Annotated in this window: 25 protein-coding genes and 1 pseudogene; 10 read left to right on the top strand and 16 right to left on the bottom strand. The window is 72.0% G+C overall.

Annotated elements, in window-relative coordinates:
• The first annotated feature begins 36 nt into the window (after nucleotides 1-36).
• A complete protein-coding gene (pstB, locus tag FBY22_RS39725) occupies nucleotides 37-813 on the top strand; it encodes a phosphate ABC transporter ATP-binding protein PstB (RefSeq protein ID WP_142153242.1) in 777 nt (258 codons plus the stop codon).
• A 106-nt stretch (nucleotides 814-919) separates the two neighbouring features.
• Here pstB and FBY22_RS39720 read toward each other — a convergent pair whose 3' ends face one another.
• Both FBY22_RS39720 and FBY22_RS39715 read right to left on the bottom strand, forming a co-directional pair.
• Nucleotides 920-1,918 carry an inorganic phosphate transporter gene (locus FBY22_RS39720; protein WP_142153240.1) on the bottom strand — a complete coding sequence of 333 codons (999 nt, stop codon included), beginning with the start codon at nucleotides 1,916-1,918 and terminating at the stop codon, nucleotides 920-922.
• 7 nt (nucleotides 1,919-1,925) lie between these two features.
• Entirely contained in the window at nucleotides 1,926-2,546 is a 621-nt protein-coding gene (locus FBY22_RS39715; protein ID WP_142153238.1) for a DUF47 domain-containing protein, read from the bottom strand.
• Between the two features lie 225 nt (nucleotides 2,547-2,771).
• Between FBY22_RS39715 and FBY22_RS39710 the strand changes: the two genes are divergently transcribed.
• Entirely contained in the window at nucleotides 2,772-3,119 is a 348-nt protein-coding gene (locus FBY22_RS39710; RefSeq protein ID WP_142153236.1) for a metal-sensitive transcriptional regulator, read from the top strand.
• A gap of 25 nt (nucleotides 3,120-3,144) precedes the next feature.
• On the opposite strand, the gene FBY22_RS44370 is transcribed toward FBY22_RS39710, so the two are convergent.
• The 9 genes from FBY22_RS44370 to FBY22_RS39670 form a co-directional block, all read right to left on the bottom strand.
• Nucleotides 3,145-3,318: a hypothetical protein gene (locus FBY22_RS44370; RefSeq protein WP_174267416.1), complete on the bottom strand. Its 174-nt coding sequence runs from the start codon at nucleotides 3,316-3,318 to the stop codon at nucleotides 3,145-3,147.
• Nucleotides 3,319-3,441: 123 nt separating this feature from the next.
• A complete protein-coding gene (locus tag FBY22_RS39705) occupies nucleotides 3,442-4,275 on the bottom strand; it encodes a hypothetical protein (protein ID WP_142153234.1) in 834 nt (277 codons plus the stop codon).
• Nucleotides 4,276-4,536: 261 nt separating this feature from the next.
• Entirely contained in the window at nucleotides 4,537-4,968 is a 432-nt protein-coding gene (locus FBY22_RS39700; protein WP_142153232.1) for an NUDIX hydrolase, read from the bottom strand.
• Entirely contained in the window at nucleotides 4,965-6,056 is a 1,092-nt protein-coding gene (locus FBY22_RS39695; RefSeq protein WP_142153230.1) for a CHAD domain-containing protein, read from the bottom strand. The genes FBY22_RS39700 and FBY22_RS39695 overlap by 4 nt, the downstream gene beginning before the upstream one ends.
• The gene (locus tag FBY22_RS39690) at nucleotides 6,037-8,271 is read right to left on the bottom strand and encodes an RNA degradosome polyphosphate kinase (RefSeq protein WP_174267415.1); all 2,235 of its coding nucleotides are present in this window, start codon (nucleotides 8,269-8,271) and stop codon (nucleotides 6,037-6,039) included. The genes FBY22_RS39695 and FBY22_RS39690 overlap by 20 nt, the downstream gene beginning before the upstream one ends.
• Nucleotides 8,272-8,586: 315 nt before the next feature.
• Nucleotides 8,587-9,375, bottom strand: a complete 789-nt coding sequence (locus FBY22_RS39685; protein ID WP_142153226.1) for an ABC transporter permease — start codon at nucleotides 9,373-9,375, stop codon at nucleotides 8,587-8,589.
• Nucleotides 9,372-10,337 carry a hypothetical protein gene (locus FBY22_RS39680; protein ID WP_142153224.1) on the bottom strand — a complete coding sequence of 322 codons (966 nt, stop codon included), beginning with the start codon at nucleotides 10,335-10,337 and terminating at the stop codon, nucleotides 9,372-9,374. The genes FBY22_RS39685 and FBY22_RS39680 overlap by 4 nt, the downstream gene beginning before the upstream one ends.
• Nucleotides 10,334-11,239, bottom strand: coding sequence for an ABC transporter ATP-binding protein (locus tag FBY22_RS39675; RefSeq protein WP_142153222.1), 906 nt, complete (start codon nucleotides 11,237-11,239; stop codon nucleotides 10,334-10,336). Before FBY22_RS39675 ends, FBY22_RS39680 begins: the two co-directional genes overlap by 4 nt.
• Entirely contained in the window at nucleotides 11,236-11,637 is a 402-nt protein-coding gene (locus tag FBY22_RS39670) for a GntR family transcriptional regulator (protein WP_142153220.1), read from the bottom strand. The genes FBY22_RS39675 and FBY22_RS39670 overlap by 4 nt, the downstream gene beginning before the upstream one ends.
• A gap of 111 nt (nucleotides 11,638-11,748) precedes the next feature.
• Here FBY22_RS39670 and FBY22_RS39665 point away from each other — a divergent pair, with 111 nt between their 5' ends.
• The 5 genes from FBY22_RS39665 to FBY22_RS39645 are packed head-to-tail and all read left to right on the top strand — an operon-like array spanning nucleotide 11,749 to nucleotide 16,252.
• Nucleotides 11,749-12,288 carry an RNA polymerase sigma factor gene (locus FBY22_RS39665; RefSeq protein WP_142153218.1) on the top strand — a complete coding sequence of 180 codons (540 nt, stop codon included), beginning with the start codon at nucleotides 11,749-11,751 and terminating at the stop codon, nucleotides 12,286-12,288.
• A gap of 55 nt (nucleotides 12,289-12,343) precedes the next feature.
• Nucleotides 12,344-13,165 carry a zf-HC2 domain-containing protein gene (locus FBY22_RS39660; RefSeq protein ID WP_142153216.1) on the top strand — a complete coding sequence of 274 codons (822 nt, stop codon included), beginning with the start codon at nucleotides 12,344-12,346 and terminating at the stop codon, nucleotides 13,163-13,165.
• Nucleotides 13,162-14,022, top strand: coding sequence for an ABC transporter ATP-binding protein (locus tag FBY22_RS39655; protein WP_142153214.1), 861 nt, complete (start codon nucleotides 13,162-13,164; stop codon nucleotides 14,020-14,022). The genes FBY22_RS39660 and FBY22_RS39655 overlap by 4 nt, the downstream gene beginning before the upstream one ends.
• Complete coding sequence (locus FBY22_RS39650) at nucleotides 14,019-15,554, top strand: ABC transporter permease (protein WP_142153212.1); 1,536 nt, start codon at nucleotides 14,019-14,021, stop codon at nucleotides 15,552-15,554. Before FBY22_RS39655 ends, FBY22_RS39650 begins: the two co-directional genes overlap by 4 nt.
• The gene (locus FBY22_RS39645; protein ID WP_260845366.1) at nucleotides 15,542-16,252 is read left to right on the top strand and encodes an ABC transporter; all 711 of its coding nucleotides are present in this window, start codon (nucleotides 15,542-15,544) and stop codon (nucleotides 16,250-16,252) included. Before FBY22_RS39650 ends, FBY22_RS39645 begins: the two co-directional genes overlap by 13 nt.
• A gap of 17 nt (nucleotides 16,253-16,269) precedes the next feature.
• On the opposite strand, the gene mshD is transcribed toward FBY22_RS39645, so the two are convergent.
• On the bottom strand, nucleotides 16,270-17,196 hold the full coding sequence (mshD, locus tag FBY22_RS39640) for a mycothiol synthase (protein ID WP_142153210.1): 927 nt from the start codon (nucleotides 17,194-17,196) through the stop codon (nucleotides 16,270-16,272).
• 191 nt (nucleotides 17,197-17,387) lie between these two features.
• Between mshD and FBY22_RS39635 the strand changes: the two genes are divergently transcribed.
• The 3 genes from FBY22_RS39635 to FBY22_RS39630 all read left to right on the top strand — a co-directional run bounded on the left by FBY22_RS39635 (nucleotide 17,388) and on the right by FBY22_RS39630 (nucleotide 21,583).
• Nucleotides 17,388-19,184 carry a bifunctional UDP-sugar hydrolase/5'-nucleotidase gene (locus FBY22_RS39635; RefSeq protein ID WP_142153208.1) on the top strand — a complete coding sequence of 599 codons (1,797 nt, stop codon included), beginning with the start codon at nucleotides 17,388-17,390 and terminating at the stop codon, nucleotides 19,182-19,184.
• Between the two features lie 394 nt (nucleotides 19,185-19,578).
• Entirely contained in the window at nucleotides 19,579-19,704 is a 126-nt protein-coding gene (locus FBY22_RS45595) for a hypothetical protein (RefSeq protein ID WP_260845365.1), read from the top strand.
• 94 nt (nucleotides 19,705-19,798) lie between these two features.
• The gene (locus FBY22_RS39630; protein WP_142153206.1) at nucleotides 19,799-21,583 is read left to right on the top strand and encodes an ABC transporter ATP-binding protein; all 1,785 of its coding nucleotides are present in this window, start codon (nucleotides 19,799-19,801) and stop codon (nucleotides 21,581-21,583) included.
• Here FBY22_RS39630 and FBY22_RS39625 read toward each other — a convergent pair.
• The 4 genes and pseudogenes from FBY22_RS39625 to FBY22_RS39610 all read right to left on the bottom strand — a co-directional run bounded on the left by FBY22_RS39625 (nucleotide 21,573) and on the right by FBY22_RS39610 (nucleotide 25,679).
• A complete protein-coding gene (locus tag FBY22_RS39625) occupies nucleotides 21,573-22,304 on the bottom strand; it encodes a PH domain-containing protein (RefSeq protein WP_142153204.1) in 732 nt (243 codons plus the stop codon). The genes FBY22_RS39630 and FBY22_RS39625 overlap by 11 nt on opposite strands.
• Before the next feature lie 51 nt (nucleotides 22,305-22,355).
• A pseudogene (locus FBY22_RS39620) lies at nucleotides 22,356-23,327 on the bottom strand (pectinesterase family protein); the annotation flags it as partial.
• A gap of 181 nt (nucleotides 23,328-23,508) precedes the next feature.
• On the bottom strand, nucleotides 23,509-24,945 hold the full coding sequence (locus FBY22_RS39615) for a HAMP domain-containing sensor histidine kinase (protein ID WP_142153200.1): 1,437 nt from the start codon (nucleotides 24,943-24,945) through the stop codon (nucleotides 23,509-23,511).
• Nucleotides 24,942-25,679: a response regulator transcription factor gene (locus FBY22_RS39610; protein WP_142153198.1), complete on the bottom strand. Its 738-nt coding sequence runs from the start codon at nucleotides 25,677-25,679 to the stop codon at nucleotides 24,942-24,944. The genes FBY22_RS39615 and FBY22_RS39610 overlap by 4 nt, the downstream gene beginning before the upstream one ends.
• Between the last annotated feature and the right edge of the window lie 56 nt (nucleotides 25,680-25,735).

The following is a 25,735-nucleotide window of genomic DNA, read 5'->3' as shown; positions in this document are numbered from 1 at the left end:
CGGCCCCCTCAGCGACTGACTGGAAGTGACGTAACAATGGCCAAGCGAATCGACGTAAGCGGGCTGACCGCCTTCTACGGCTCCCACAAGGCGATCGAAGACATCTCGATGACGGTCGAGCCGCGCTCGGTGACGGCCTTCATCGGCCCCTCCGGCTGCGGCAAGTCGACGTTCCTGCGCACCCTGAACCGGATGCACGAGGTCACCTCGGGCGGCCGGGTCGAGGGCAAGGTCCTGCTGGACGACGAGGACCTGTACGGGCCGGGGATCGACCCGGTGGCCGTGCGCCGCGAGGTCGGCATGGTCTTCCAGCGGCCCAACCCGTTCCCGACCATGTCGATCTTCGACAACGTGGCGGCGGGGCTGCGGCTGAACGGCAACTACAAGAAGAGCGAGCTCGGCGACATCGTGGAGAAGTCGCTGAAGGGCGCGAACCTCTGGAACGAGGTCAAGGACCGGCTCAACAAGCCGGGTTCGGGCCTCTCCGGCGGTCAGCAGCAGCGTCTGTGCATCGCCCGCGCGATCGCGGTCGAGCCGAACGTGCTGCTGATGGACGAGCCCTGCTCCGCCCTCGACCCGATTTCCACCCTCGCCATCGAGGACCTGATCGGTGACCTCAAGGAGCGCTTCACGATCGTCATCGTGACGCACAACATGCAGCAGGCGGCGCGTGTCTCGGACCGTACGGCGTTCTTCAACCTCGCGGCGGTCGGGCAGCCCGGCAAGCTGATCGAGATCGACGACACGGAGCGGATCTTCTCCAACCCCTCGGTCCAGGCGACGGAGGACTACATCTCCGGCCGCTTCGGCTGATCCCCCATACCCCTCGCGGTGCTGCATGGCGGTGCCACCGCGAGGACGATGAAGGGCCCGCCCCCGGCTCCCGGGGGCGGGCCCGTCGTCGTGCGGGAGGCGATTCCTACAGGAACGCCAGGTCCACCAGTTCGAACGCGCCCGCGGCCATCAGGGCCGCCGATGGCATCGTGATGAACCAGCCCAGGACGATGTTCTTGGCGACGCCCCAGCGGACGGCCTTGACGCGCTTGGTCGCGCCCACGCCCATGATCGCGGAGGTGATCACGTGGGTGGTGGAGATGGGGGCCTTGAAGAGGTAGGCCGAGGTGAACATGATCGAGGCGCCCGTGGTCTCCGCGGCGAAGCCCTGCGGGGGATCCAGTTCGATGATCTTGCGGCCGAGGGTGCGCATGATGCGCCAGCCGCCGGCGTAGGTGCCCAGTGACAGCATCAGCGCGCAGACGACCTTCACCCAGACCGGGATCGGGTCGCTGAAGGTCATGTGACCGGAAATCACCAGTGCCATCACGACCACGCCCATCGTCTTCTGGGCGTCCTGGAGACCGTGGCCGAGTGCCATGCCGGCCGCGGAGACGGTCTGGGCTATGCGGAAACCGCGCTTGGTCTTGTGCGGGTTGGACCGGCGGAAGAGCCACAGGATGGCCAGCATCACCAGGTAGCCGACGATCAGGCCGACGACCGGCGACAGGAACATCGGGATGACGACCTTGTCGAGGACGCCGTTCCAGTGGACGGCCGTGCCGCCGGCCAGCGCGGCACCCACCAGGCCGCCGAACAGAGCGTGCGAGGAGGAGGAGGGCAGGCCGTAGTACCAGGTGATGAGGTTCCAGCAGATGGCGCCCACGAGGCCCGAGAAGAGGATCGCCATCCCCGTCGAGCCCTCCGGCGTGGCGATCAGGCCCTCGCTGACGGTCTTGGCGACGCCGGAGCCCAGGAAGGCGCCCGCCATGTTCATCACCGCGGCCATGGCCAGAGCCGCCCGCGGGGTCAGCGCCCGGGTCGAGACGGACGTCGCGATCGCGTTCGCCGAGTCGTGGAAGCCGTTGGTGTACGTGAAGAAGAGCGCGACCGCGATGGTCACGACCAGAGCGAAGGTGTCCATGAAGGGCTCAGGACTCCTTGACGGCGATGGTCTCCACCGTGTTCGCCACGTGCTCGAACGCGTCCGCCGCCTCCTCCAGTACGTCCACGATCTGCTTGAGCTTGAGCACCTCGATCGCGTCGTACTTGCCGTTGAAGAGGTGCGCGAGCAGCTTGCGGTGGATCTGGTCCGCCTGGTTCTCGAGCCGGTTGACCTCGATCCAGTACTCGGTGAGGTTGTCCATCGTGCGCAGGTTGGGCATGGCCTCGGCGGTCAGCTCCGCCGCCCGCGCCAGCACCTCGATCTGCTGCTCGACGCCCTTGGGCAGCTCCTCCACGTTGTAGAGGACGACCAGGTCGACGGCCTCCTCCATGAAGTCCATGATGTCGTCCAGGGACCCGGCGAGGGAGTAGATGTCCTCGCGGTCGAACGGCGTGATGAAGGAGGAGTTCAGCTGGTGGAAGATCGCGTGCGTGGCGTCGTCACCTGCGTGTTCCGCGGCCCGCATACGCTCTGCGATCTCGGCCCGGGCGGAGGTGTCCGCCCCGAGCAGTTCCATCAGGAGCTTCGAGCCCGTGACGATGTTGTCCGCGGAGGCGGCGAACATGTCGTAGAAGCTCGTCTCCCTGGGGGTCAGACGAAAGCGCACAAGGGGTCCTCGGGGTGCATCGGTTTCGGTCAGGCTGATGCTAAGTGCATCATCCGGCCACGGCTAATGGGCCGTCCCCCAGTGTCGCCCATCAGGCAGGGTGGTCGGCACGGGGGCCAGGGACGGCCCGTTTCCACGGCAATGGCCAAGGGCCCTATACCCAGCAAAGTTCGGTACCATATACCCACCTGGGGTATCTGTCCGCATGTCTTGCAGGAGGACGCGATGACGACCACCGAGTCCGGCGCGACGGCGCCCTCCGAGAGCGGTACGCAGAGCACGCAGCACGCCACGCACGGCTACCACAAGCAGAAGGACGAGCACCTCAAGCGGCTGCGCCGGATCGAGGGCCAGATCCGTGGCCTGCAGCGCATGGTCGACGAGGACGTCTACTGCATCGACATACTCACGCAGGTGTCCGCCTCCACCAAGGCGCTGCAGTCCTTCGCGCTGCAGCTGCTGGAGGAGCACCTGCGGCACTGCGTCGCCGACGCGGCCCTCAGGGGCGGTGACGAGATCGACGCGAAGGTGGACGAGGCGACCAAGGCCATCGCCCGGATGCTGCGCACGTGACACCGCCCACGTCGGGGGCTCCGGCTCAGCCGCCGGAGGCGTCGCGCTCCTCGGCCACTTTCAGCACCTCGTCGATGCTCTCCAGGCTGAGCCGCTCGTCCGCGGCCGAGGCCGCGATGATCAGTTCTCCGCACAGCTCGATCTCGGCGAGGGCCACGTGGTCCTGAACTGCCGTACCGCCGACCGGAGCCACGTGCATCACCTCATCTCTGCCGTTACCGACTTCCTAGAGTAGGGAGCGGTCTACACACCGCGCATGGCACGGAAGGGCTAGTTCTTGACGCCCTTCACTCATCCTCAGGGCGGGTGCCGGGACACGGGTCTAGTGCTCGGCGATCCGCCCCGTGTAGATGTCCGCGGACGCCGGCAGGCGTACGTCGACGGGGGCCCCGAAGCCGTACAGCAGCGTCGTCGAGGCGACCGCGACAGTGCCTCGGGCCGCGCCGCCCACGAAGCCGAACCGGTGCCTGATCTTGCGGATGCGGCCCTGGTCGTCGAGGTAGACGTCGAACGGGACCTCGGCGCTGGCGAACCCTTTCGCCGCCGCCGCCAGGGATTCCCGTACGCCCTGCGGCGCGCCCTTGGAGGCGAGCGCGAGGTCGGCGGTGCCGCGGTAGTGGCGCACCTCGGTGCCCGCCAGGTCGGTGCGGCCGAGATAGGCGGCCGTGCGCGTGCCGCGCAGCAACTCCGCCGCGGTGAACGGGTCGGTGGCGCCGCCGGTGACCAGATTGCCGTCGGACAGCCCGGCCGTGTCGACCCGGACCCACTTGTCGGCGGGGACACCGGCGCCGCGGTTCTTCATGAACAGGGCGCCGGGAGCGAGGAGTTCGATGAGGGGGCGGTGCTCGTTGGTGCCCGCCGGGTCCTGCGGCAGGGTCACCTTCAGACGGCCCAGCCGCCTGCCGTAGTCGTACACGCCCTGGCCGCGGATGGTGACGCGGGTGCCGCCGGTGGCCATCTCCATCGACGTCGTGACCTTGGAAGTGCCCGCCTCGACCAGATGCTCGCCGGCCTGCCGCAGCAGGGGGACGGGGTCGGCGGAGCGGGCGTCCTCGGCGACCGCGCCGCCGGAGCAGCCGGAGGCGCCGAGACAGCCGAGGCAGACCGCGACCCCCGCGGCAACTGCCCCGCGCCATCTGCGCTGTTGCTGGGTCATCGGCTGCCTACCCCCCAAGCGGGTACGTCCGTCACGGGTCCCCTGTCGCTGCGTTCAACGACGGGTGGACGGCAGCCGTCACGCTCGTACGGACGCTTTACCCGGCCCGGGTAACGTTGGCGGTGTGGCGCAGGAGGAACACCGGACGACGACCGTCGAGCAGGGCCGATTCTGTTTCGCCCGGTGCGTGTGCGGATGGCGCGGGCCCGCCCGCAGAGCACGCAGTCAGGCCCGCACGGACGCCGCGGGGCACCTGGGTCCTCAGGCGTGACGCAGGGTCGTCAGCAGTTCGTCGACCAGGCCGCGGTCGCGGTGCTGGGTCAGCCGGCTGCGGGCGGCGGCGGGGGACAGCCACAGGATGCGGTCGACCTCGTCGGTGGGCGTGAAGCCGCCCGAGGTCGCCTCGGCCGCCCAGTAGCGGACCTGCTTGGGCCGGTTCTGGGCGAAGTAGCGGACGGTCGACAACTCGGCGCCGGGCCGTGCCGCGTAGCCGGTCTCCTCGGCCACCTCGCGCAGGGCGCCCGCGAGATGGTCCTCGTCCCGCTTGAGCTTGCCCTTGGGGTGGGACCAGTCGTCGTACTTCGGCCGGTGCACGAGGCACACCTCCAGGTCGCCGTCGACCGGGGAGCGGCGCCACAGGACGCAGCCGGCCGCCTGGACGACGCTGCCGTCGTTCTCCGGGGGCGCTGTCACCTGCTCACCACCTGTTTCTGCCAGCACTGTTGGAAGGCGAACCGGGCCGCCTCGACCTCGTGGCGCTGGTCGGCGTGGAGCACGCCGAGGGCGTATGCGGTGGCCGGGGCGATCCGGGGGGTGCGGGCCGCCGACGCGGCCGCTGCCGCCGCCTCGGAGGCGTCGCGGTGGCGGTGCAGGGCCTGGCCGGCGGTGAGGAGGCGCACGTCGAGGGAGGCCTTGTCGCCGTAGAGGGCCTCGCGGGCGTAACGGTGCAGGCGCAGCAGGAGGCGGACCTGGTGCCAGGGGGCGTCCTGGGGGTGGGGCGCCGGGTCGGGGGACAGGCCGTGGATGAGGGCCGCCGCGTTGTAGGGGTGGCCCGCGGTGACGAGCGGGAGGGCGGTGACGGCGTCGGCGAGGCGTTCCTCGGCGGCGGCCGCCAGGGGGCGCAGGTCCGCCGTGGGGGCGGTGGGGGTGAGGGGGACCTCGCTGGCCAGGACGGCGACCTTGTCCGCGACGGCGTGGAAGCGGGAGGAGCCCAGGGCCTGGAGGGCGGTGCTGTGGGCGCGGGTCCTGGCGAGGGTGAGCTGGCGTTCGAGCAGGGCGCCCGCCTTGGCCGCGCCGACCGTCAGGTTGCCGCGGTCCGGCGCGGGGGAAGGGGGGCCCGCGGTCACGTGTGCCGCTTTCACCTGGATTGCCTCGGGGACCCGGCCGCCCGTCGCCACGCCGGTCTGGGCGGGGAAGACGGCCGCCCCCGACAGCCTCTGCAGGGCCAGCAGCAGCCGCTCCAGGCGGGCCGCGTAGGCGTGCTCCATCGACAACGTGCCCGACAACCAGGCCAGTTCGGGCCGCAGTACCTCCGACCAGTCGGCGTCCAGCAGCGGCCGGTAGGTGTGCAGGCTGGCGCTGATGCGGCGGACCGAGCGGCGCAGGGCGCGCGTCGCCTCGACGGAACCCTCGGCGGTGCCCGGCGCCGTCCCGGTCTCCCGGTACTGGCGCAGGGCTCGGAGGAACTCCGTGGCCTGGGCCCGCAGGTAGCCCGCGAGGGCCTCACCTGTGGGGGCGGGCCCGGCCGTGGGGTCCGTCGGGTCAAGGTGTTGCTGTGCCACGCCGGCGCCTCCGGGCGTCTATGAGCATCTCCTGGACGTTTCGCAGGGGTTGGCCGTCCGCGTCGGTGGCGTGCCGGATCCACTCGCCGTCCGGGCCGAGGTGCCAGGACGCCGTGTTGGCGGACATGCCGGTCTCCAACAGCCGGTTCAGGGCTGCGCGGTGGGCCGGGTCGGTGACCCTGACCAGGGCCTCGATACGGCGGTCGAGGTTGCGGTGCATCATGTCGGCGCTGCCGATCCACACTTCCGGTTCGCCGCCGTTGCCGAAGGCGAAGACGCGGGAGTGCTCGAGGAAGCGGCCGAGGATCGAGCGGACCCGGATGTTGTCCGACAGGCCCGTGACGCCCGGGCGGACCGCGCAGATGCCGCGGACCCAGACGTCGATCGGGACTCCGGCCTGCGAGGCCCGGTACAGCGCGTCGATGAGGGCCTCGTCCACCATCGAGTTGACCTTGATGCGGATGAACGCGGGGCGTCCGGCACGGTGGTGCTGGACCTCCTTGTTGATCCGGGCGATCAGGCCGTCGCGCAGGGACTTGGGGGCCACCAGCAGGCGGCGGTAGGTCTCCCGGCGCGAGTAGCCGGAGAGGCGGTTGAAGAGGTCGGACAGGTCGGCGCCCACCTGGGGGTCGGCGGTGAGCAGGCCGAGGTCCTCGTACAGCCGGGCGGTCTTGGGGTGGTAGTTGCCCGTGCCGACGTGGCTGTAACGGCGCAGCGTGTCGCCCTCCTGGCGGACCACGAGGGACAGCTTGCAGTGGGTCTTGAGGCCCACCAGGCCGTACACGACGTGGCAGCCGGCCTCCTCCAGCTTGCGCGCCCACTTGATGTTGGCGTGCTCGTCGAAGCGGGCCTTGATCTCGACCAGGACGAGGACCTGCTTGCCGGACTCGGCGGCGTCGATGAGCGCGTCGACTATGGGGGAGTCGCCGGAGGTGCGGTACAGGGTCTGCTTGATCGCGAGGACGTCCGGGTCGTTGGCCGCCTGCTCCAAAAACGCCTGCACGGAGGTGGAGAAGGAGTCGTACGGGTGGTGCAGCAGGACGTCACGGCTGCGCAGGGCGGCGAATATGTCGGGCGCGGAGGCCGACTCGACCTCGGCGAGGTCGCGGTGGACGCCGGCGATGAACTTCTTGTACTTGAGCTCGGGCCGGTCCAGGGAGGCGACGCGGAAGAGGCCGGTGAGGTCCAGGGGGCCGGGCAGCGGGTACACCTCGGCCTCGGAGATCTTCAGCTCGCGCACGAGCAGGTCCAGCACCTCGCGGTCGATGGACTCCTCGACCTCCAGGCGCACCGGCGGCCCGAAGCGGCGCCGCATGAGCTCCTTCTCCAGGGCCTGCAGGAGGTTCTCGGCGTCGTCCTCCTCGACCTCCAGGTCCTCGTTCCTGGTCAGCCGGAAGGCGTGGTGCTCCAGGACCTCCATGCCCGGGAACAGCTCTTCCAGATGGGCGGCGATGACGTCCTCGATGGGGACGTAGCGGCCGGGGGAGCTCTCCAGGAAGCGGGACAGCAGCGGCGGCACCTTCACCCGGGCGAAGTGGCGGTGGCCGGTGACCGGGTTGCGGACGACCACGGCCAGGTTCAGGGAGAGGCCCGAGATGTAGGGGAAGGGGTGCGCGGGGTCGACCGCCAGTGGGGTCAGGACCGGGAAGATCTGGTGCCGGAACAGGGTGAACAGGCGTGCCTGCTCCTTCTCCGTCAGCTCGCTCCACCGGACCAGGTGGATGCCCTCCTCGGCGAGCGCCGGGGCGACGTCCTCGTGGTAGCAGGCGGCGTGCCGGGCCATCAGCTCGCGGGAGCGGGCCCAGATCATCTCCAGGACCTCGCGCGGCTGCAGGCCGGAGGCCGAACGGGTGGCGACGCCGGTGGCGATGCGGCGCTTCAGTCCGGCCACCCGGACCATGAAGAACTCGTCCAGGTTGCTGGCGAAGATCGCGAGGAAGTTGGCACGTTCGAGGAGCGGGGTGTTGGGGTCCTCGGCGAGTTCGAGGACCCGCTCGTTGAAGGCGAGCCAGCTGCGCTCCCGGTCAAGGAAACGTCCCTGCGGCAGCTGCGGCCCGTCGAACGGCGACTCCTCGTACCCATCGAGGTCGGCGTCGATGTCGGGTTCCAGGTCGGAGACCACGGCCGCCACGGTGTGCGGGCGGTGCGCGGCTATGGAGCCCACGGAGGGCTGCGCGTGCTGGACCTGTGCCTGGGCGGTTTCTGGCTGGCTCATGAACCCATTCTTCCGCGCCCCGGGCGATACAGGCGCGTCGGAAGCAGCGGGCGGGAGCGCAGGCACGGAACGGAAGGCGTCCCCGATCCCCGCGGGCCCCTCGGGGGGCGGCGAAGGTGTGGGTACGGAGGGCGTCATTGGCCGAGCGTCGCAAGACTGTCTGAACCGTTGGTTACGGCGACATGGCGTGCGGGATATTCGGGGGCGGCTCCCGTGTGTCACGCACCGGCCGGGCCGGCGCGGGGCAACGCGGGGAGCCGCCCCGAGGATACGTACGTCCATCCCCCCGTGGAAGGACGTACGCGATCGGATGCCTCATCCGGTCCGGCGGCGCAGCAGCGGGAAGGCGACGCCCACGGCGGCCGCGGTGACGGTGAGGAAGAGGCCGCTCTCGAGGGTCCGCAGCAGCCAGGGGTGGGGCGCGGGGTGCCGGTCGCGCAGGATGCCGGTCGCGGCGAGGACCGCTTGCGTGGCCGCGACGGCGACGGCCGCCGCGGGCAGGGACCGGCGCAGCACCAGGCCGGCGAGGGCGCCGACGGCGAGTCCGAGGAGAGGGCCGGTCAGGGCGAGGACGCCGTCGCCGGGCAGGAGCCGGCTGTGCCGGGTCCAGTCGTACGGGAACGGGGGTGCCGTGGCCACCAGGTGGTGCAGCCCGACCAGGAGCGCGGAGCCGGTGGTGAGCAGCGCGGCGGGCAGCGTGAGCTTCGCGGCGAGCCAGCGGGTCGGGCTCACGCCCTGGGTCCAGGCCAGCCGCGCGGTCCCGGACTCCAGTTCGCGGCCGGTCAGGGCGGCGCCCGCCCAGGCCGCGACCGGCAGCGGGAGCACGGCCATGACGGTCTCGGCGAGCGTGCGGGCGCGGTCGTAGTCCGCGATCCCGTCGCTCCACACGCAGCCCACCTGGCCGGCGCAGTACCGCAGCCAGTCGGCGTGCGCCGCGTCCTGGCCGGGGCCATGGACCCACAGCAGCAGGGCCGAGGTCAGCACGGCCACGACGGCCCATACGACCAGGGCCGGGCGGTGCAGCCGGAGCAGCACGGCCGGCAGGCCGCGGCTGCCCGTGGTGGCCGGTGTCCCGGCGGTCGCGCCGGGGGCGAGCGCGGTCATGCGGGGGATCCCTTCCGGACGGGCCGCCCGCCGCGGGGCAGGTGGCGGAAGGCGAGTACGGCGGCGAGGGCGGCGACGGCCAGCACGATGCCGCTCTCCACGAGGTGGAGCGGCCAGTAGTGGGACTGGGGGTGGTAGGTGAGGTAGTAGCCGTCGATGCCGAGCCTGTCGGCGCAACTCTTGACCTGGGCGGGGTTGCCCTCGCACGGCGAGAGGCCGTGGTACGGGACGCGGTGGCCGTCCCGGATCGTCCCGGCGCCCGTCTGCCAGGCGTGCCGGGGCAGCAGGCCCTCGGTCGCCGTGACCCGGGTGACCGTCGGCCACAGGTGCGGGCGCAGGCGTTCCATGAGGAAGACCAGCGCCCCCATCGCGGCGACGGAGACGCCGAGCGCGGGCAGGGCGCGGCGCAGCAGGAACGCGGCGAGGGTGCCGACGGCCAGGGCGCACAGGGCGTAGGCCACGGCCGCGGGGCCGCGGGCCACGAAGGTGGCGGCGGAGGTCCAGGCGCCGTCCCGGAGCGCGGGGTGGGCGTTCCAGCCCCGGCGGTAGACCAGGACCAGCGCGGTGGAGCCGAGCGTCAGCAGCAGCGCGGGCACGGCGAGCTGGGCGGCGAGCCAACGGACGGGGGAGACGCCCTGCGTCCACGCCAACCGGGCCGTACCGGACTCCAGTTCACGGCCGATCAGGGCAGCGGCCGCCCAGGCGGCGACGCCGAGGAAGCTGTAGCAGACGAATGCGGCCACCAGGGCCGTGCGCTGGCCGTAGTCCAGCCAGTGCAGGATGTTGCAGGTCTCGTGGTGGTCGCAGTAGAGGCGTTCCCGTTCGCCCGCCCTCGACGTCACCGTGTTCAGCCAGACCAGCCAGCCGGTCAGGGCGGCGACGAAGGCGGACCACACGATCAGCGCCGGGCGGTGCAGCCGCAGGACCGTCCGGGGCAGGCCCGGCAGCGTCGGCGCGTTCACAGCGCGGCCTTCTCGGGCTCGGCCGAAGTGGTCTCGAGTGCCTCGGGGTTGCGCAGGTAGGACAGGACCAGCTCCTCCAGGGCGGGGGTGCTCGTGCGCAGGTCCTGCGGGAGCGGGCCCGCCGGGCGGATCAGGGCGCTGAGCTGGCGGCCGGTGGTGCGGGACTCGACGACGGTGTGCCCGTCGAGGGCCGTTCGCGCGGGGCCGGACACGCGCAGGTGTGCCGCCAGCAGGTCGTCCGTCTCGCCCGCGAGCCGGACGCGGCCGCCGCCGAGGAGGAGCAGGTGGTCGCAGGAGCCCTCGAGCTCGGCGACCACGTGCGAGGACATCACGATCGTCGTGCCGAACTGCGCGGCCTGGGACATCAGCACGCCCATGAGCTCGTGCCGGGCCAGCGGGTCGAGGTCGGCCATCGGCTCGTCCAGGAGCAGCAGTTCGGGCCGCTTGGCCAGGGCGAGGGCAAGGGCGACCCGGGTGCGCTGCCCGCCGGAGAGCGCGCGGACCCTCGCCTTCGGGTCGAGGCCGCCGTCGGCCACGATCCGCTCGGCGGTGCGCGCGTCCCAGCGCTCGGGGTTGAGGTCGGCGCCCAGGCGGAGCGTCGCGGCGATCGTGAGCTGCGGGTACAGCGGCTTGTCCTGCGCGACGTAGCCGATGCGGGTGCGCGCAGAGGCGGGATCCGTGCCGAGGACGGTGACCGTGCCCTCGGTCGGCACCGCCAGTCCGGCGGCGAGGGCGAGCAGGGTGGACTTGCCCGCCCCGTTGGGCCCGACGAGGGCGCACACGCGGCCCGTGGGCAGCCGGAGGTCGCAGCCGCGCAGGGCCCAGCGGCCGGGCCGCAGAAGCCCGCCGAAATGCTTGCCCACGGCGTCCGCCACGAGGGCGAAGCCGTCCGTGTCCGTCATGAGAGGTCCCCCTGGCTGTGCTGGTCCGAGAAATGTCTGTCGAGTACGGCGGTGAAGAGCGCGGCCACGTCCTCGCGGTCCAGGCCGGCCGCGCGGGCCCGGGCGGCCCAGGCGTCCAGCTCCCCGTGCAGGGGGGACTCGGCCGGCGCGGTGCCCAGTGAGCGTCGTACGAAGGTCCCGAGGCCGCGGCGGGCCTCGACCAGGCCCTCGCGTTCCAGCTCCCGGTAGGCCTTCAGGACGGTGTTGGGGTTGATGGCGGTGGCCTCGACCACCTCGCGCGCGGTGGGCAGCTTGTCTCCCGGCTCCAGCAGGCCCAGTCGGAGGGCCTGCTTGGTCTGCTGGACGATCTGGACGTAGGTGGCGACGCCGGAGCGCCGGTCGATGCGGTACTCGACCACGCGGACAACCACCCTTTCACTAATTGAGTAGTGAAAGGGTGGTGCAAGGGGGCTGCGAAAGTCAAGGGCGTTCCCGTGAACCGATCCGCGGGGCCGGTGCGATGAGGGGACGTGAGCGAAACGAGAAGCGACGGGGAGCTGCTGCGGGCCGCCGCGGACGGCGACCGGCGTGCCTTCGAGGAGCTGTACCGGCGGTACGCGCCGTGGCTGACCGCCCGGCTGCGCGGCCGGTGCGCCGACGGGGGCGTGGTCGACGACGTCGTACAGGAGACGTTCCTCGCGATCTGGCGGGGCAAGGCCCGCTATCGCGAGGACGGTGACGTCGCCGGGTGGCTGTGGCGCATCGGGTCCCGGCGGCTGATCGACGCCCTGCGCGGGGACGGGGCACGGGGGCGGGTGCGGCAGGCGCTGGCGCGGCTGCGGCACCGGGACGAGGCGTCCGCCGAGGAACGCGTGCTCGCGGGGGTCGAGCACGGGGATCTCGCGGGCGCCCTCGTCCGGCTCTCCCCGGAACTGCGCGCGGTGCTGCAGGCGACGGTCATCGACGGCCTGACCACCCGCGAGGCGGCCGTCCTGCTCGGCATCCCGCCGGGCACGGTCAAGACACGGGCGATGCGGGCCCGGAAGCAACTGCGGGAGGCGCTGACATGAGCGATCGGACCGACGGTCGGGGCGGCGCGTGCACCGGTCCGCGGGAGGTGGCGGGATGACGTGGCATGTGGATGACGGGGATCTGCGAGCCTACGCGCGGGGCGAGCTGGCGGCGCCGATGCTGTGGTCCGCCGACGCTCACCTGATGTCGTGCGGCCGGTGCCGCGAGGTGCTCGCCTCCGTGGGCGGGCCCGTCGACGCCGGCTGGGAGCGCCTGGACGCCGAACTCGACGCGCCCCGACCGGGGGTGTTCGAGCGGCTGCTGCTGCGGGTCGGCGTCGCCGACCACGTCGCCCGATTGCTGGCGGCCACTCCGGTACTGCGCCGCTCCTGGCTGGGCGCCGTCGTCGTGGTGCTGGTGACGTCCGTGCTGGCCGCGCAGACCGCCGACTCGCCGACGCTCTTCCTGGCCCTCGCGCCGCTGCTGCCTTTGGCCGGGGTCGCGCTGTCGTACGGGCCCGCGCTGGACCCGACGTACGAGATGGCGGTGGTCTCCCCGGTGCACGGGTTCCGGCTGCTGATGATCCGCACGGTCGCGGTCCTCGCCGCCGGCCTCGGCCTCGACGGCCTGGCGACCCTCGCCCTGCCCGGCTACGGCCTGCGCGTCCTGGCCTGGCTGCTGCCCGCGCTCGCCCTGACCTCGGCCGGCCTGGCGCTGTCCGCCCGGCTCGGCCCGGTGCTCGCGCCGTCGCTCGTCGGCGGCGCCTGGGTGACGCTGCTGCTCGCGGCGGACGCTCACGCGCACGGCTCCACGGCGACCCTCGCGCCGTTCACCGCGCTCGGCCAGGGGGTGGCGGCGGCGGTCGCCGCGCTCGCCGGCGGGCTGCTGTTCCTCTCACGTGACCGTTTCGACCGCCTCCAGGGGAGTGCCGTATGACACCCACCGTTTCCGCCTCCGGGCTCTGCCTCCGTTACGGCGGCACCCGTGCCCTCGACGACGTGTCACTGCGGCTGACCCCGGGCGTCACCGGGCTCATCGGCCCCAACGGCGCCGGAAAGACCACCCTGTTGCGGGTGCTGGCCACCGCCGTGCCCGCCGACACCGGCGCCTTCACCGTCCTCGGACACGACCCCGCCAGCTCGGCCGGCCGTCAGGACGTGCGCCGCAGGCTCGGTTATCTGCCGCAGACCCCCGGTTTCCACCCGGACTTCACCCCCTTCGAGTTCGTCGACTACGTGGCGATCCTCAAGGAGCTGACCGACCGCGGCGCACGCCATCGCGAGGTGCGGCGCGTGCTGGAGGAGGTCGACCTCGGCGACGTACGCGGCAAGCGCATCAAGAAGCTGTCCGGCGGCATGCGGCAGCGGGTCGCCATGGCGGCGGCGCTGGTCGGTGACCCCGGCTTCCTCGTCCTCGACGAGCCGACGGTGGGCCTGGACCCCGAACAGCGCATGCGGTTCCGGGAGTTGATCGCACAGGCCGGCGAGGGCCGGACGGTACTGCTGTCCACACACCAGACCGAGGACGTGGCGATGCTCTGCCACCGCGTGCTGGTGATGGCGGGTGGCCGCATCCGCTTCGACGGCACCCCAGCCGAACTGACCGAAAGGGCGGCCGGCCGGGTGTGGAGCGGCACGGAACGCGACTCCGGCGCCAGGGCGGGCTGGCGCACCGGCACCGGCTCCTTCCGCAACGTCGGCACCCCACCGGCCGGCGCCGACCTCCTCGAACCCACCCTGGAGGACGGCTACCTGCTCACCCTGGACGACGCGGGCGCGGAGGTGGCGGCATGAGCGCCGTACTGGAGACGACGGCCACGCCCGTCGCCGCGCCGCAGCGGCGCACGCCGTGGGCGGCCGTGATCGAGCTGGCCCGCTTCGAGGTCCGCCAACAGCTGTGGTTCCTGCCGGTGTTCGCGACGCTGCTGTTGTACGTCGGCTGGACCGGCTGGCGGTTGCTGTTCCCCGCCGACGGCATGGACGCCTACCCGGCCCTACAGGACGTCGACCGGGCCACCCAGTCCGGGCCGATGCTGCTGGGCATCGCGCTGTTCGTCTGCGTCAACCGGGCCGCCCTGCGCGACCGCCGGCGGGGCACCGACCGGCAGGTCGACGTGGCGCCGATGGAGCCGTGGCGGCGCACCCTCGCGCACCTGCTGTCGGTCGTCCCGTTCGGGGTGCTCACCGCGCTGGTCGTCATCGGCGAGTTCACCTGGCAGGCGCTCAGGCCCGGCGCGGTGGGCCACGGCTCGCCCGCGGAGCTGGCCGTCGGCCCCCTCTACGTCCTGCTGTGCGGCACCCTCGGGGTCCTGGGTGCCCGCCTGATCCCGTCCTCCTTCGCCGCCCCGCTCCTGGTCGTCGGCTTCTTCGCCACCTTCCTGTTCCTGTCGGCCGGCACGGGCGAGGCGGCGTGGTCGCGCTGGCTGTCGCCGGTCGTCAGCGAGAACAGCGGGGACACCTTTCCCTCGGACCTGATCGGACGCCCCGCCGCCTGGCACGCCCTCTACCTCACCGGCCTGGTCCTCCTCGTGGCCCTCGGCGCCGTGCTGGCGGCCGGCGGCCGCAGCCGGGCCCTGAAGGCGGGCCTCGCGGGCGCGCTGGCGCTCACGCTGGCGGGCGCGGTCGCCCAGTCGGGCGGGGTCTCACCGCAGTTGCAGGCGGCCCGGGAGCGGGCCTCCGTCAGCCCGGAGAAGGAGCAGACCTGCGTGCGGCACGAGACCTCCACGTACTGCGCGTTCCCCGAGTGGACGCCCCGTGCGGCCAGCTGGGCGAAGGTCGTGCACGAGGTGCAGGGCCTGGCCGGCGGCACCGCGCACACCCAGCCCCTGCTCGTACGGCAGCGCATCGAGGCCCGTTACGGCCTGGACAGCTCCTCCGCGTTCGAGCCCTCCGGCGACCCCCACCGGGTGACCGTCGGCGTGGACTGGGGCGGCAACCGCGTCCCCGAGTTCTCCGCGGCCGTCGCCTCCGTGCTCGTCGCGGGCAACGAGAAGACGGCGGGGAAGATGTGCGACGGCCGCCTGGTCACCGTGATGTGGCTCGCCCTGGCCTGGCAGGACGACCCGATGCAGTCGCTGCGCGACGTGCGCCTCGACGACAGCCTGAGCGGCTCGGCGATCGTCCTGTCCCCGACCGACCCGCTGAGCATGACGGCGGCGCAGACGGACGTCGTACGCGAGCTGCTCGGCAAGCCGCGCGGCGCTGTCGAGGCCGCGGTGAAGGCGCACTGGGCCCAGCTGACGGCACCGACGGTGACGACGGCCGACGCGGCACGGCTGCTGGGGGCCGCGGTGCCGAAGGGGGGCGAGGAGAAGTGCGAGAACTGACGAGGGCCGACGCGACGCGGAGAGAAGGGCGAGGTCTGGTACGGGAGTTGGCGGCGCCCGTGTGCCGGACGGTGCCGTGGCGCGCGCTGGCCGGCGGCAACCTGCTGGGCCTCTTGGCGGCGGCTGTTCCCCGTCTGTCGGGCGGGGCGGGCGGGCCCTGGGTGGCCCTCGCCCTCCTGCGGGCCGCCGTCCTGGCCCACGCCCTGGCCCTGGCCTTCCTCCTGGACGACCCGGCCCGGCACACCACGGCCGCGGTGCCGGTACGGCGCCCGCTGCGCGTCGCCCTCCGCCTCGCACTCGTCGCGCCGGTCACCGCGCTGTGGTGGACGGCCGCACTCCTGCTCGTTCCGTCCTCGGTGCGCCCTCCCGCGGGCGCCGTCACCCTGGAGGCGGCGGCGACCTGCGCCCTGGCGCTGGCCGGTGCCGCACTCGCCGTCCGTCTCGCGGACGAGCCGCGGCCGGGGCCGTCGGTGGCGGCGGCGCTGCTGTTCACGGCCTTCCTGACCGTGCTGCTGTGGCCGGAGCGGTGGCCGCTGTTCTGCTCGCCGGGCGACCCCAAGTGGGGCGAGGCGCACGAGCGGTGGGCGTGGCTGCTGGCCGGGGCGCTGCTCGTGCTGGGGGTGTGCCTGCGCGAGCCGGTGCGCGGAAGGGCGTGGCGCCGGGGGCGCCGGCCGTCCCTCAGTCCGTCCGGCGCCTGAACACGGCCCGGGCGGGCTCAGGTCTCCGTGCGGAACATCAGGTCCGTCTCGTACGTGACGAACCCCAGCCGCTCGTAGACGGAGACGGCCGTCTTGTTGTCGGCGTCCACGTACAGCATCGCGTTCGGCAGCCCCTGTCCCGCCAGGTGCCGCAACCCGATCGTGGTGAGCGCCTTGCCCAGGCCCCCGCCCTGCTCGCCGGGCCGCACGCCCAGCACGTACACCTCGCCCAGCCCTTCCTCGGCGTGCACCTTCGTCCAGTGGAACCCGACGAGTTCGTCGCCGCGGAGGGCGAGAAAGAACCCGGCCGGGTCGAACCACGGTTCGGCCTTGCGGTCGTCGAGGTCGCGCTGGGTGAGGGAGCCCTGTTCGGGGTGGTGGGCGAAGGCGGCGGCGTTCACCGCGAGCCACGCCGCGTCGTCGCGGCCGGGCACGAAGGCGCGGACCGTGACGCCCGGCGGCAGGACCGGGTCGGGCAGGTCCAGGCCGGTCAACGGCCGCCGCATCTGCCGCAGTTCGCGGAACAGCGTCAGGCCGAGGACCTGCGCGAGGTGCCGCGCCGCCGAGTGCCCGCCGTGGGCCCACACCCGCAGCCGCTTGCCGGACGCGGCGAGGAGCGCCGTGCCCAGCGCCCGTCCGTGGCCGTGCCCGCGGTGGGCGGGGTGGACGACCAGCTCGGCGGCGGGCGCCTCGACCGGGTCGGTGTCCTCCAGCTGGGCGTAGCCGACGAGTTCGTCGCCGACCGTGAGCAACAGATGCGAGACGCCCTCGCGCGCGCCGCCGCGCAGCTGCAGGCGCCCCTGTTCCGACACCGCCTGCCGGCCGTCGGCCTCGGCGGCCTCGGCCAGCAGCGCGAGCACGGCCTCGGTCTGCTCGCCGGTCAGCGCGGAATGGGTCTCGATGGAGCGGGGGCGGCCCGTGCGTGCGGTGTCGTCGCTGGTCATGCGTACGAGGGTAAGGGGCGGCCGCGGCAAAGTGGCGGCACGGGACGAACGGAACACAAAGGCAAAGCGGAGGACAAAGGGAAACCAGGATGTAACCAAGAACCCCCTGTTGTGCTACGCGCGTTGACCCTAGGCTGCGCCGGACGGAGCCGTGCCGTTCGGCGACATCCAGCAGACCCACAGGGGGGCGCATGCCAGCCACTTCCCAGCCGTATCCGTACCGCAGACGCGCTTACCGCCTGCTCGCCGCAGCCGCCGGTCTGGCCACCGTCGGCGCTCTCGCCGCCGCGCTCCCGGCGGACGCGCACGAGAACACGGGCGGCCACCACCCGAGCCGCTACCAGGACGTGCAACTGCTGTCCTTCAACGACCTGCACGGCAACCTGGAGCCGCCATCGGGTTCCTCCGGCCGGGTCACCGAGCTGCAGGCGGACGGCACCACGAAGACGATCGACGCGGGCGGTGTCGAGTACCTCGCGACCCACCTGCGCGAGGCCCGCCAGGGCAAGGCGTACTCCATCACGGCGGCCGGCGGCGACATGGTCGGCGCCTCCCCGCTGGTGTCGGGCCTCTTCCACGACGAGCCCACCATCGAGGCGCTCAACAAGCTCGACCTGGACGTCACCTCCGTCGGCAACCACGAGTTCGACGAGGGTGCCAAGGAGCTGAAGCGGCTGCAGTACGGCGGCTGCCACCCGACCGACGGCTGCTACACCGACGAGGGCTTCGAGGGCGCCGAGTTCCCCTACCTCGCCGCGAACGTCCTCGACGAGAAGACGAACAAGCCGATCCTCAAGCCGTACTGGGTCTGGAAGAAGAAGGACGTCCGGATCGGCTTCATCGGCGTGACCCTGGAGGACACCCCGGGTGTCGTCTCCGCGGACGGGGTCAAGGGCCTGAAGTTCAAGGACGAGGTCGAGACCATCAACAAGTACGCCAAGGTGCTGCGGGCCCAGGGCGTGAACTCCATCGTGGCCCTGATCCACGAGGGCGGGCTGCCGGCCTCCGGCGCGTACAACTACGACTGCGACTCCTCGGGCGCCGGCTCCGGTATCTCCGGCCCGATCGTGGACATCGCGAAGAACATCACCCCGTCCGTGGACGCCCTCGTCACCGGCCACACGCACGCGGCCTACGTCTGCACGATCCCGGACCCCTCGGGCAAGCCGCGCATGGTCACCTCGGCCGCGTCCTTCGGCCGCCTCTACACCGACACCACGCTGACCTACGACCGCCTCACCGGCGACATCGTCCGTACGGCGGTGAAGTCGGCGAACCACGTGGTGACCCGGACCGTCGCCAAGGCCCCGGACATGACCGAGCTGATCGGCCGCTGGAACACCCTCGCCGCCCCGGTCGGCAACCGCCCCATCGGCTACATCTCCGCCGACGTCCCCAACACCGGCACCGAGTCCCCGATGGGCGACCTGATCGCCGACGCGCAGCTCGCGTACGGCAGGAAGCTGGACGCGGGGACCGACCTCGCGCTGATGAACCCGGGCGGGGTGCGGGCCGGCCTGACCTACGCGGCCAAGGGCGCCGAGGGCGACGGCGTCGTCACCTACGCCGAGGGCTTCACCGTGCAGCCGTTCTCCAACACGGTGAACCTGCAGGACTTCACCGGCGCCCAGCTGATCCAGGTGCTCAAGGAGCAGGTGAGCGGCACGAACACGGCGGCGCCGAAGATCCTGCAGCCGTCGGCGAACCTGACGTACACCCTCGACCTGACGAAGACGGGCGCGGACCGCGTGGTCACCGACTCCATCAGGCTGAACGGCGCCGCGATCGACCCGGCCGCCACCTACCGCGTCGCCACCAACAGCTTCCTCGCGGGCGGCGGCGACGGCTTCACCACGCTGGGCCAGGGCACCAACGACCTCGTCGGCTCCGACGACCTGGCGGCGCTGGCGGAGTACCTGACCGCCAACTCCTCCGCGAGCGGCCCGCTCGCGCCCCCGGCCGCGAACCGCATCACGATCGTGCAGTAGCCGCAGCTCCCCGGTCAGGGGCCCGGTGCCGACAGGCGCCGGGCCCCTTTCCTTTTAAATTCTGTGTAAGTAAGGGTTCGGTTCCTGAATTGACATAAGAATCTTTCACAGGATCAACTCAGGAACCTCTCAGTGGAATTGGCCTTTTCTGCCTTCGGGAATGCCGTAGTGTTTTCCATGTCGAAAGCGAACGGCGCAAACGACACCGAACCCAAGGAGAGCGCGATGAGCTTCCACAAGATCGTCCCGGTCAAGAAGCAGCACAAGCCCGCTGCGTCGGCCCCCAAGAAGCCGGCTCCGAAGAAGCCCGCCGCGAAGCGCCGACCGGTCGGCCAACAGTACTGACGGAATTCTTACCGGTAATTCACTCGCGCAAATCAAGAAAGGCACGGACATGAGCTTCAAGAAGATCGCCCCGGTGAAGAAGAACGACTGCAAGAAGGCCGCCCCGGCCGCCGCCAGGAAGCCGGCCCCCAAGAAGACCGCCCCGAAGCGCCGCCCCGTCGGCCACCAGGGCTGAGGCACACCGCGCGGCGGGGCCATCGGCGGGCGAACGAGCCCGCCCGGTGGCCCCGCCCGGCCATGTCCGCACCACATGAAGGGAGTTGCCGACGATGACAGAGGTCCGCGCGGCCTTCGGCCGGTTCTGGCCGCTGACCCGCGGCGACCGCAGACGGCTGGTGACGATCGTCGCCTGCGTGATCGTGTCCGCGATCGCCGAGACCGCCTCGATCCTGCTGTTCGCCGAACTCACCGACAACGCCCTGAAGGCCGGCTCAATCTCCGCCTTCTGGGGACCGGCCGGCGCCTGGCTCGGCGTGGCCGTACTCGGCGCCCTCGTCGGCTACCTCGGCAACTCGCTCGCCACCTGGACCGCGGAGAGATTCGTCCTGCGCCTGCGCGCCGGGGTGTTCCGGCACGTCCAGGACCTGCCGCCGCACTTCTTCCAACGGCACCGTCAGGGCGACCTGGTCGAGCGCCTCACCGGTGACGTCGAGGCCATCGAGCAACTCGTCGTCTCCGGAGTCGTCGGCACGGTCTCCGCCGCCTTCTCCGCCGTCTTCTACGCCTGCGCCGCCCTCTACCTGCGCTGGGACCTGGCCCTGGCCACCTTCGTCCTCGCCCCCCTCTTCCTCCTCGCCGCCCGCCGGTTCGCCGGCCGCATCAAGACCGCGTCCCAGGACGAGAGGGTCGCCGACGGCGCGATCACCTCGGTGGTCGAGGAGTCTCTGGGCAACATCGTCCTCACCCAGGCCTACAACCGCCGCGCGGACGAGGAGAGGAAGCTCGACCGCGAGGCCCGCGCCTGGATGCGGGCGAGCGTGCGCGGCGCCCGGCTCGGCGAGATGTACGAGCAGTTCGTCGAGGTCGTCGAGACGCTGTGCGTCCTCGCCGTGATCGGCCTGGGCGTCTGGGAGATCTCCGCCGGCCGCATGACCCTCGGTCAGCTCCTGGCCTTCGCCGCCTTCATCGGCTACCTCTACCCGCCGGTCCGCAGCCTCGGCCGGCTCGGGCTCACCCTCACCGCGGCCACCGCGGGCGCCGAGCGGCTCAACGAGATCCTCGACGCGAAACCGGCCGTCACGGACCCCGCCCGGCCGGTCGACGAGTGGCCCGTGCGCGGCTGGGTGGGCTTCCAAGACGTCTCCTTCCGCTACCCGGAGTCCCGCCGCGCCTCCCTGCGCGACGTGACCTTCTCGGCGGGCCCCGGCGAGCTGGTGATCGTCACCGGAGCGAGCGGCGCCGGCAAGTCGACCCTCTCCAAACTCCTCACCCGCTTCTACGACCCCGCCCGGGGCGTGATCACCCTCGACGGCGTCCCGCTCACCGACCTCTCCCTGCGCTTCCTGCGCGAGAACGTGGCCCTGCTGCCCCAGGAGACCCTGATCCTCAACGGCACGATCCGCGAGAACATCGCCTGCGGCCGACCCGGCGCCGGCCACGAGGAGATCGAGCGGGCGGCGCGGGAGGCGGCGGCGCACAACTTCATCACCGCACTGCCCGAGGGCTACGACACCCCCATCGCCCCCGGCACGGCCGCCCTCTCCGGCGGCCAGCTCCAGCGCATCGCCATCGCCCGCGCCATGCTGCGCGCCGCACCGGTCCTCGTCCTGGACGAGCCGACCGCGGGCCTGGACGCGGTGGCCGCCCGCCAGGTGGCGACCCCCCTGCGCAAGTTGATGGCCGGCCGCACCACGATCATGATCACGCACGATCTGAGCCTGGCGCCGGACGCGGACCGCATCCTGGTCGTCGACCGCGGCCGGCTGGTGGAGACCGGCACCCACCGCGAACTCCTCGCGCGCGGCGGCGCCTACGCGGCCCTGGCCGAACCGCTGCCGGACGCCGTGGCCGACCTGCCGCCGGCGCCGGACGAGACGGTGATCCTCAGGTGGTAGGCCGCAGGGCCCACCACCGCTGCAGCACGGCGCCGAGGACCCCGTAGAAGACCAGCGGCACGACCACCAGCAGCAGGAACAGATGCTCGGGGCGGCCGGTGACGACCTCCCAGAAGTCGACCGCGAACATGGCGAAGAACACCACGATCGCGCTGTAGCCGGCCCGGATCCACGCCTTGCGCCGGGCCGCGCCCTGCCGGATGAGCTCCTCGACCCGCGGCTGCGGCTCCCAGGCCAGGCTGCGGTACGGGGCGGCGGCCAGGCACAGCTCCGAGACCTCGGCGTACGGGTCGCCCAACTGCCGGTCGTCCAGGTGCCAGAGCAGGTGCCGACGGCCCTCGAAGTCGTACAGGTAGGTCAGCCACCTCGGACCCTGCGAGCCCGAACCGCGCAGGGCGGGCTCGACCCGGATGTCGTACACGTCGGCCCAGTACCAGGACCGCGACCGCAGGCGGCCCTGGACGTTGATGCCGGAGGCCGTGACGCGGGTGTGCGCCCGCAGCTGCTCCAGGGCGATCCGGACGAGGGTCGCCGTGAAGAGCACGCCGACCGACAGGGGCGTCCAGTGCGGCGGGCCGTAGCCGTCGGCGGACGGATCGCCGACGCCACCGGCACGGAAGAGGGCGTTCCCGCCGATCAGCACCGCCACGCCCAGCTGCAGCATCGGCGGCCTGCGCCGTCTTCGGTACACCCGCTCGATCGCGCCCGAGTCCCCGCCCATACGCCCACCCCATTCTGTTCGAGGTGATCGTAAGGCGGGGACCTTCGGGCGTCAGGAGGCGGTCGGCGTCCAGTCGCCCAGCCAGTCCGCGACCTCCTGCTGGGCGGCCTGGGCGTCGGTCAGCTGGGGCCTGTCGCCACTCGCCGCACCCGAGCCCGCGCCGGTGTTCATGTACTCGGCGAACCGGTCGTCCTTCCAGGAGAAGCCGCTCATGTCGGTCCACGGGGTGGTCCGGATCGCCGCGCTGAGGCTGGTGTTGCGGACGGTGGTCTGCGGGTCGAGGCTCGCGTCACCGCCGGCGTGCCAGGGGCGCCCGAGGTAGAAGGAGCGGTCGGAGACGTCCCCGTTCACCGTGGAGTTGGCGATCAGGATGCCGTGGCGGCCCGCGGCGGTCGACGGGGCGGTGACGTACCCCGCGGAGGTGCCGTTGTAGCGCTTCTTCAGGGTGATGACCGACTTGTCGATGACCGCGGTCGCCCGGCCGAAGATGAAGTCGACGTTGCCGATGACGTAGGAGTTCGCCATGTAGACCCGGCCCGGCTTGTCCTTGGAGGCGGTGTCGACGAGCAGGGTGTCCTGGTCCCCGCTGACGATGACGCCGTCCAGGAACACCTTGTCGGCGCTGGTGCGCAGGGCGACGGCCTGCTGGGCGATGTCGGTGTGCGCGGCCTCGTCGAAGTCGTTGGAGACGGTCAGGTTGCGGGCCTGGAAGTCGTCGGCGTCCACGGCGACGGTCGCGCTGCCGCCGGTGCCGTACGTCCCCGAACCGTCGGGCTTCTGCGTGCCGGATGCGTTGTTGTAGACGATCACCGTGTCCTTGCGGCTGCCGCCGGTGCCCTGGATGGTGACGTGCGGCTTGTTCGCCGGGACCTTCACCAGCTCGCGGTACGTGCCCGGTTTGACGGAGATGACGACCCGCGAGGTGTTGTTCGCGGGTACGGCGTTCACCGCGGCCTGCACGGTCCTGTACTGGCCGCTGCCGTCCTGGGCGACGGTGAGGGTGGTGGCCGCCGCTGCCTTCGCCTGGGTGACGGGGAGCAGGCCGTAGGAGACGGCCGAGGCGGCCGCGACGACGAGCGGGACGGCGACGGCGAGCGCGGCCTTGGACCGGCGGTGCTGGGCCATGGGGGGTTTCCAATCCGTGCGGGGACGATGACCGCTGATGGGTCGTCACCCCAGGGGGAAAGGTTGCCGGGTCGCCGTCCTACTGCGCCGACTCCGGCGGCGGCGTCGGCGCGCCCGGCAGCCGTACGGTCGCCACGGTTCCGCCGCCCCGCGCACGCTCCAGCGTCACCTCGCCGCCGGCCTGCCGCACCGTGCGGACCACGATGGACAGGCCGAGCCCGGAACCGGGCAGTGCGCGGGCGCTCGGGGAACGCCAGAAGCGGTCGAAGACGTGGGGGAGTTCGTCCTCGGGGATGCCGGGGCCGTGGTCGCGGACGGTCAGCACGCCCTCGCTCAGCTGCACCTCGATGGTGCCGCCCTCCGGGCTGAACTTCACCGCGTTGTCGAGGATGTTGACCAGCGCCCGCTCCAGGGCGGAGGGTTCCGCGCGAACGTACCAGGGCTGGAGGTCGGCAGTGATCGTCAGCTCGGGGCCGCGGAGCCGCGCCCGGCGCAGGGCCGCCTCCGCGGTGTCCTGCAGCGAGACCACCTGCACGCGCTCGCCCCGCTGCCCCTCCGACCTCGCCAGCTCCTGCAGATCGCCGATCAGCGCCGCCAGTTCGGTCATCTGCGCCTTCACCGACGCCAGAAGCGCCTTGCGGTCGGCCTCGGGGATGGGGCGGCCGGTCTCCTCGCTGCGGGTGAGGAGCTCGATGTTGGTGCGCAGGGAGGTGAGGGGCGTACGCAGCTCGTGACCGGCGTCCGCGATGAGCTGCTGCTGCAACTCGCGCGAGCTGGCCAGTGAGGAGGTCATCGAGTTGAAGGAACGGGACAGCCGGGCCACCTCGTCCTCGGCGTCGTCCTCCACGGGGATGCGGATGCCGAGGTCCTCGGTCCGGGCGACGTGCTCCACGGCCTCCGTCAGCTTGTCCACGGGCCGCAGCCCGGCCCGGGCCACGGCCAGCCCGGCGGCACCGGAGCCGAGGACGCCGATGCCGGAGACGAGGAGGAGGATGAGGGCGAGTTCATTGAGGGTCGACTGGGTGCCCTTGAGCGGGACCGCGAGTTGCAGAGCGACCCCCTGGCCGTCGTTCTGGTCGACGCCCAGATAGAGGGTCAGCACCCGGACGGCGTTGCCGTGGCTGTCGGTGCCGTTGCGGACGTTGCCCCGGAGGAACTCCGCCGCTTTGATCACGTTCTTGTCGGAGCCGGTGACCTTGATGGTGCCCGGGGAAGTGGGATCGACGCAGGGATCGCCGCTCTCCTTGATCGCCTGGACGTAGTCGTTCCGGCCGGGATAGTTCTGGGGGTTCTCCTGCGGTGTCTGGGTGCACCTCTGCAGGAGCTGGTTGACCGTGCCGGGGCGCCTCGCCATCTGGTTGAGGTCGTCGTTGACCTGCTCGTACAACTTCCCCTGCACGATGAACCAGCACGTCACCGACACCGCCGCCACCGCGAACGCGACCGCCGCGGCGACCAGCATCGCCAGCCGGGAGCGGATCGGCAGCGTCTGGAAGCGCCGTAGGACCTTCTTCACTCCGCCCCGCCCTGCCGCAGCACATAACCCACGCCCCGCACGGTGTGCACGAGCCGCGGCTCGCCGCCCGCCTCCGTCTTGCGGCGCAGGTACATCACGTACACGTCCAGCGAGTTGGACGACGGCTCGAAGTCGAAGCCCCACACCGCCTTCAGGATCTGCTCCCGGGTCAGCACCTGCCTGGGGTGTGCCATGAACATCTCCAGGAGGGTGAACTCCGTGCGTGTCAGCTCCACCTGCCGACCGGCCCGCGTCACCTCCCGCGTCGCCAGGTCCATCCGCAGGCCGGCGAAGGTGAGCGCCTCGTCCTCGTCGGCCGTGCCGGCACCGGCCGCCGCGGCGTAGGAGCTGCGCCGCAGCAGCGCGCGCACGCGGGCGAAGAGCTCGTCCAGCTCGAACGGCTTGACCAGGTAGTCGTCGGCGCCCGCGTCGAGCCCGGTGACCCGGTCGCCGACCGTGTCGCGGGCGGTCAGCATCAGGATCGGCGTGGTGTCGCCCGCGCCGCGGATGCGGCGGGCCGCGGTGAGGCCGTCCATACGGGGCATCTGGATGTCGAGGACCACGAGGTCGGGGCGGTAGGCGGTGGCCTTGTCGAGGGCGTCGGCGCCGTCGACCGCGACCTCGGTGTCGTACCCCTCGAAGGCGAGGCTGCGCTGGAGTGCTTCGCGCACGGCCGGCTCGTCGTCGACGATCAGGATGCGCTGCGGTTCACGGTCGCCGTCGGCGGGGCTCATGGGATCCGGTTCCTCGGGTGCGGTGGGGTGCGGAGCTGGACGATCTCAGCGTCGCA

Origin of the sequence: Streptomyces sp. SLBN-31 (assembly GCF_006715395.1) — a bacterium.
Lineage (GTDB): Bacteria > Actinomycetota > Actinomycetes > Streptomycetales > Streptomycetaceae > Streptomyces.
Note: the sequence above shows the minus strand (reverse complement) of the source record. Positions and strands in the feature narration are given on the sequence as shown.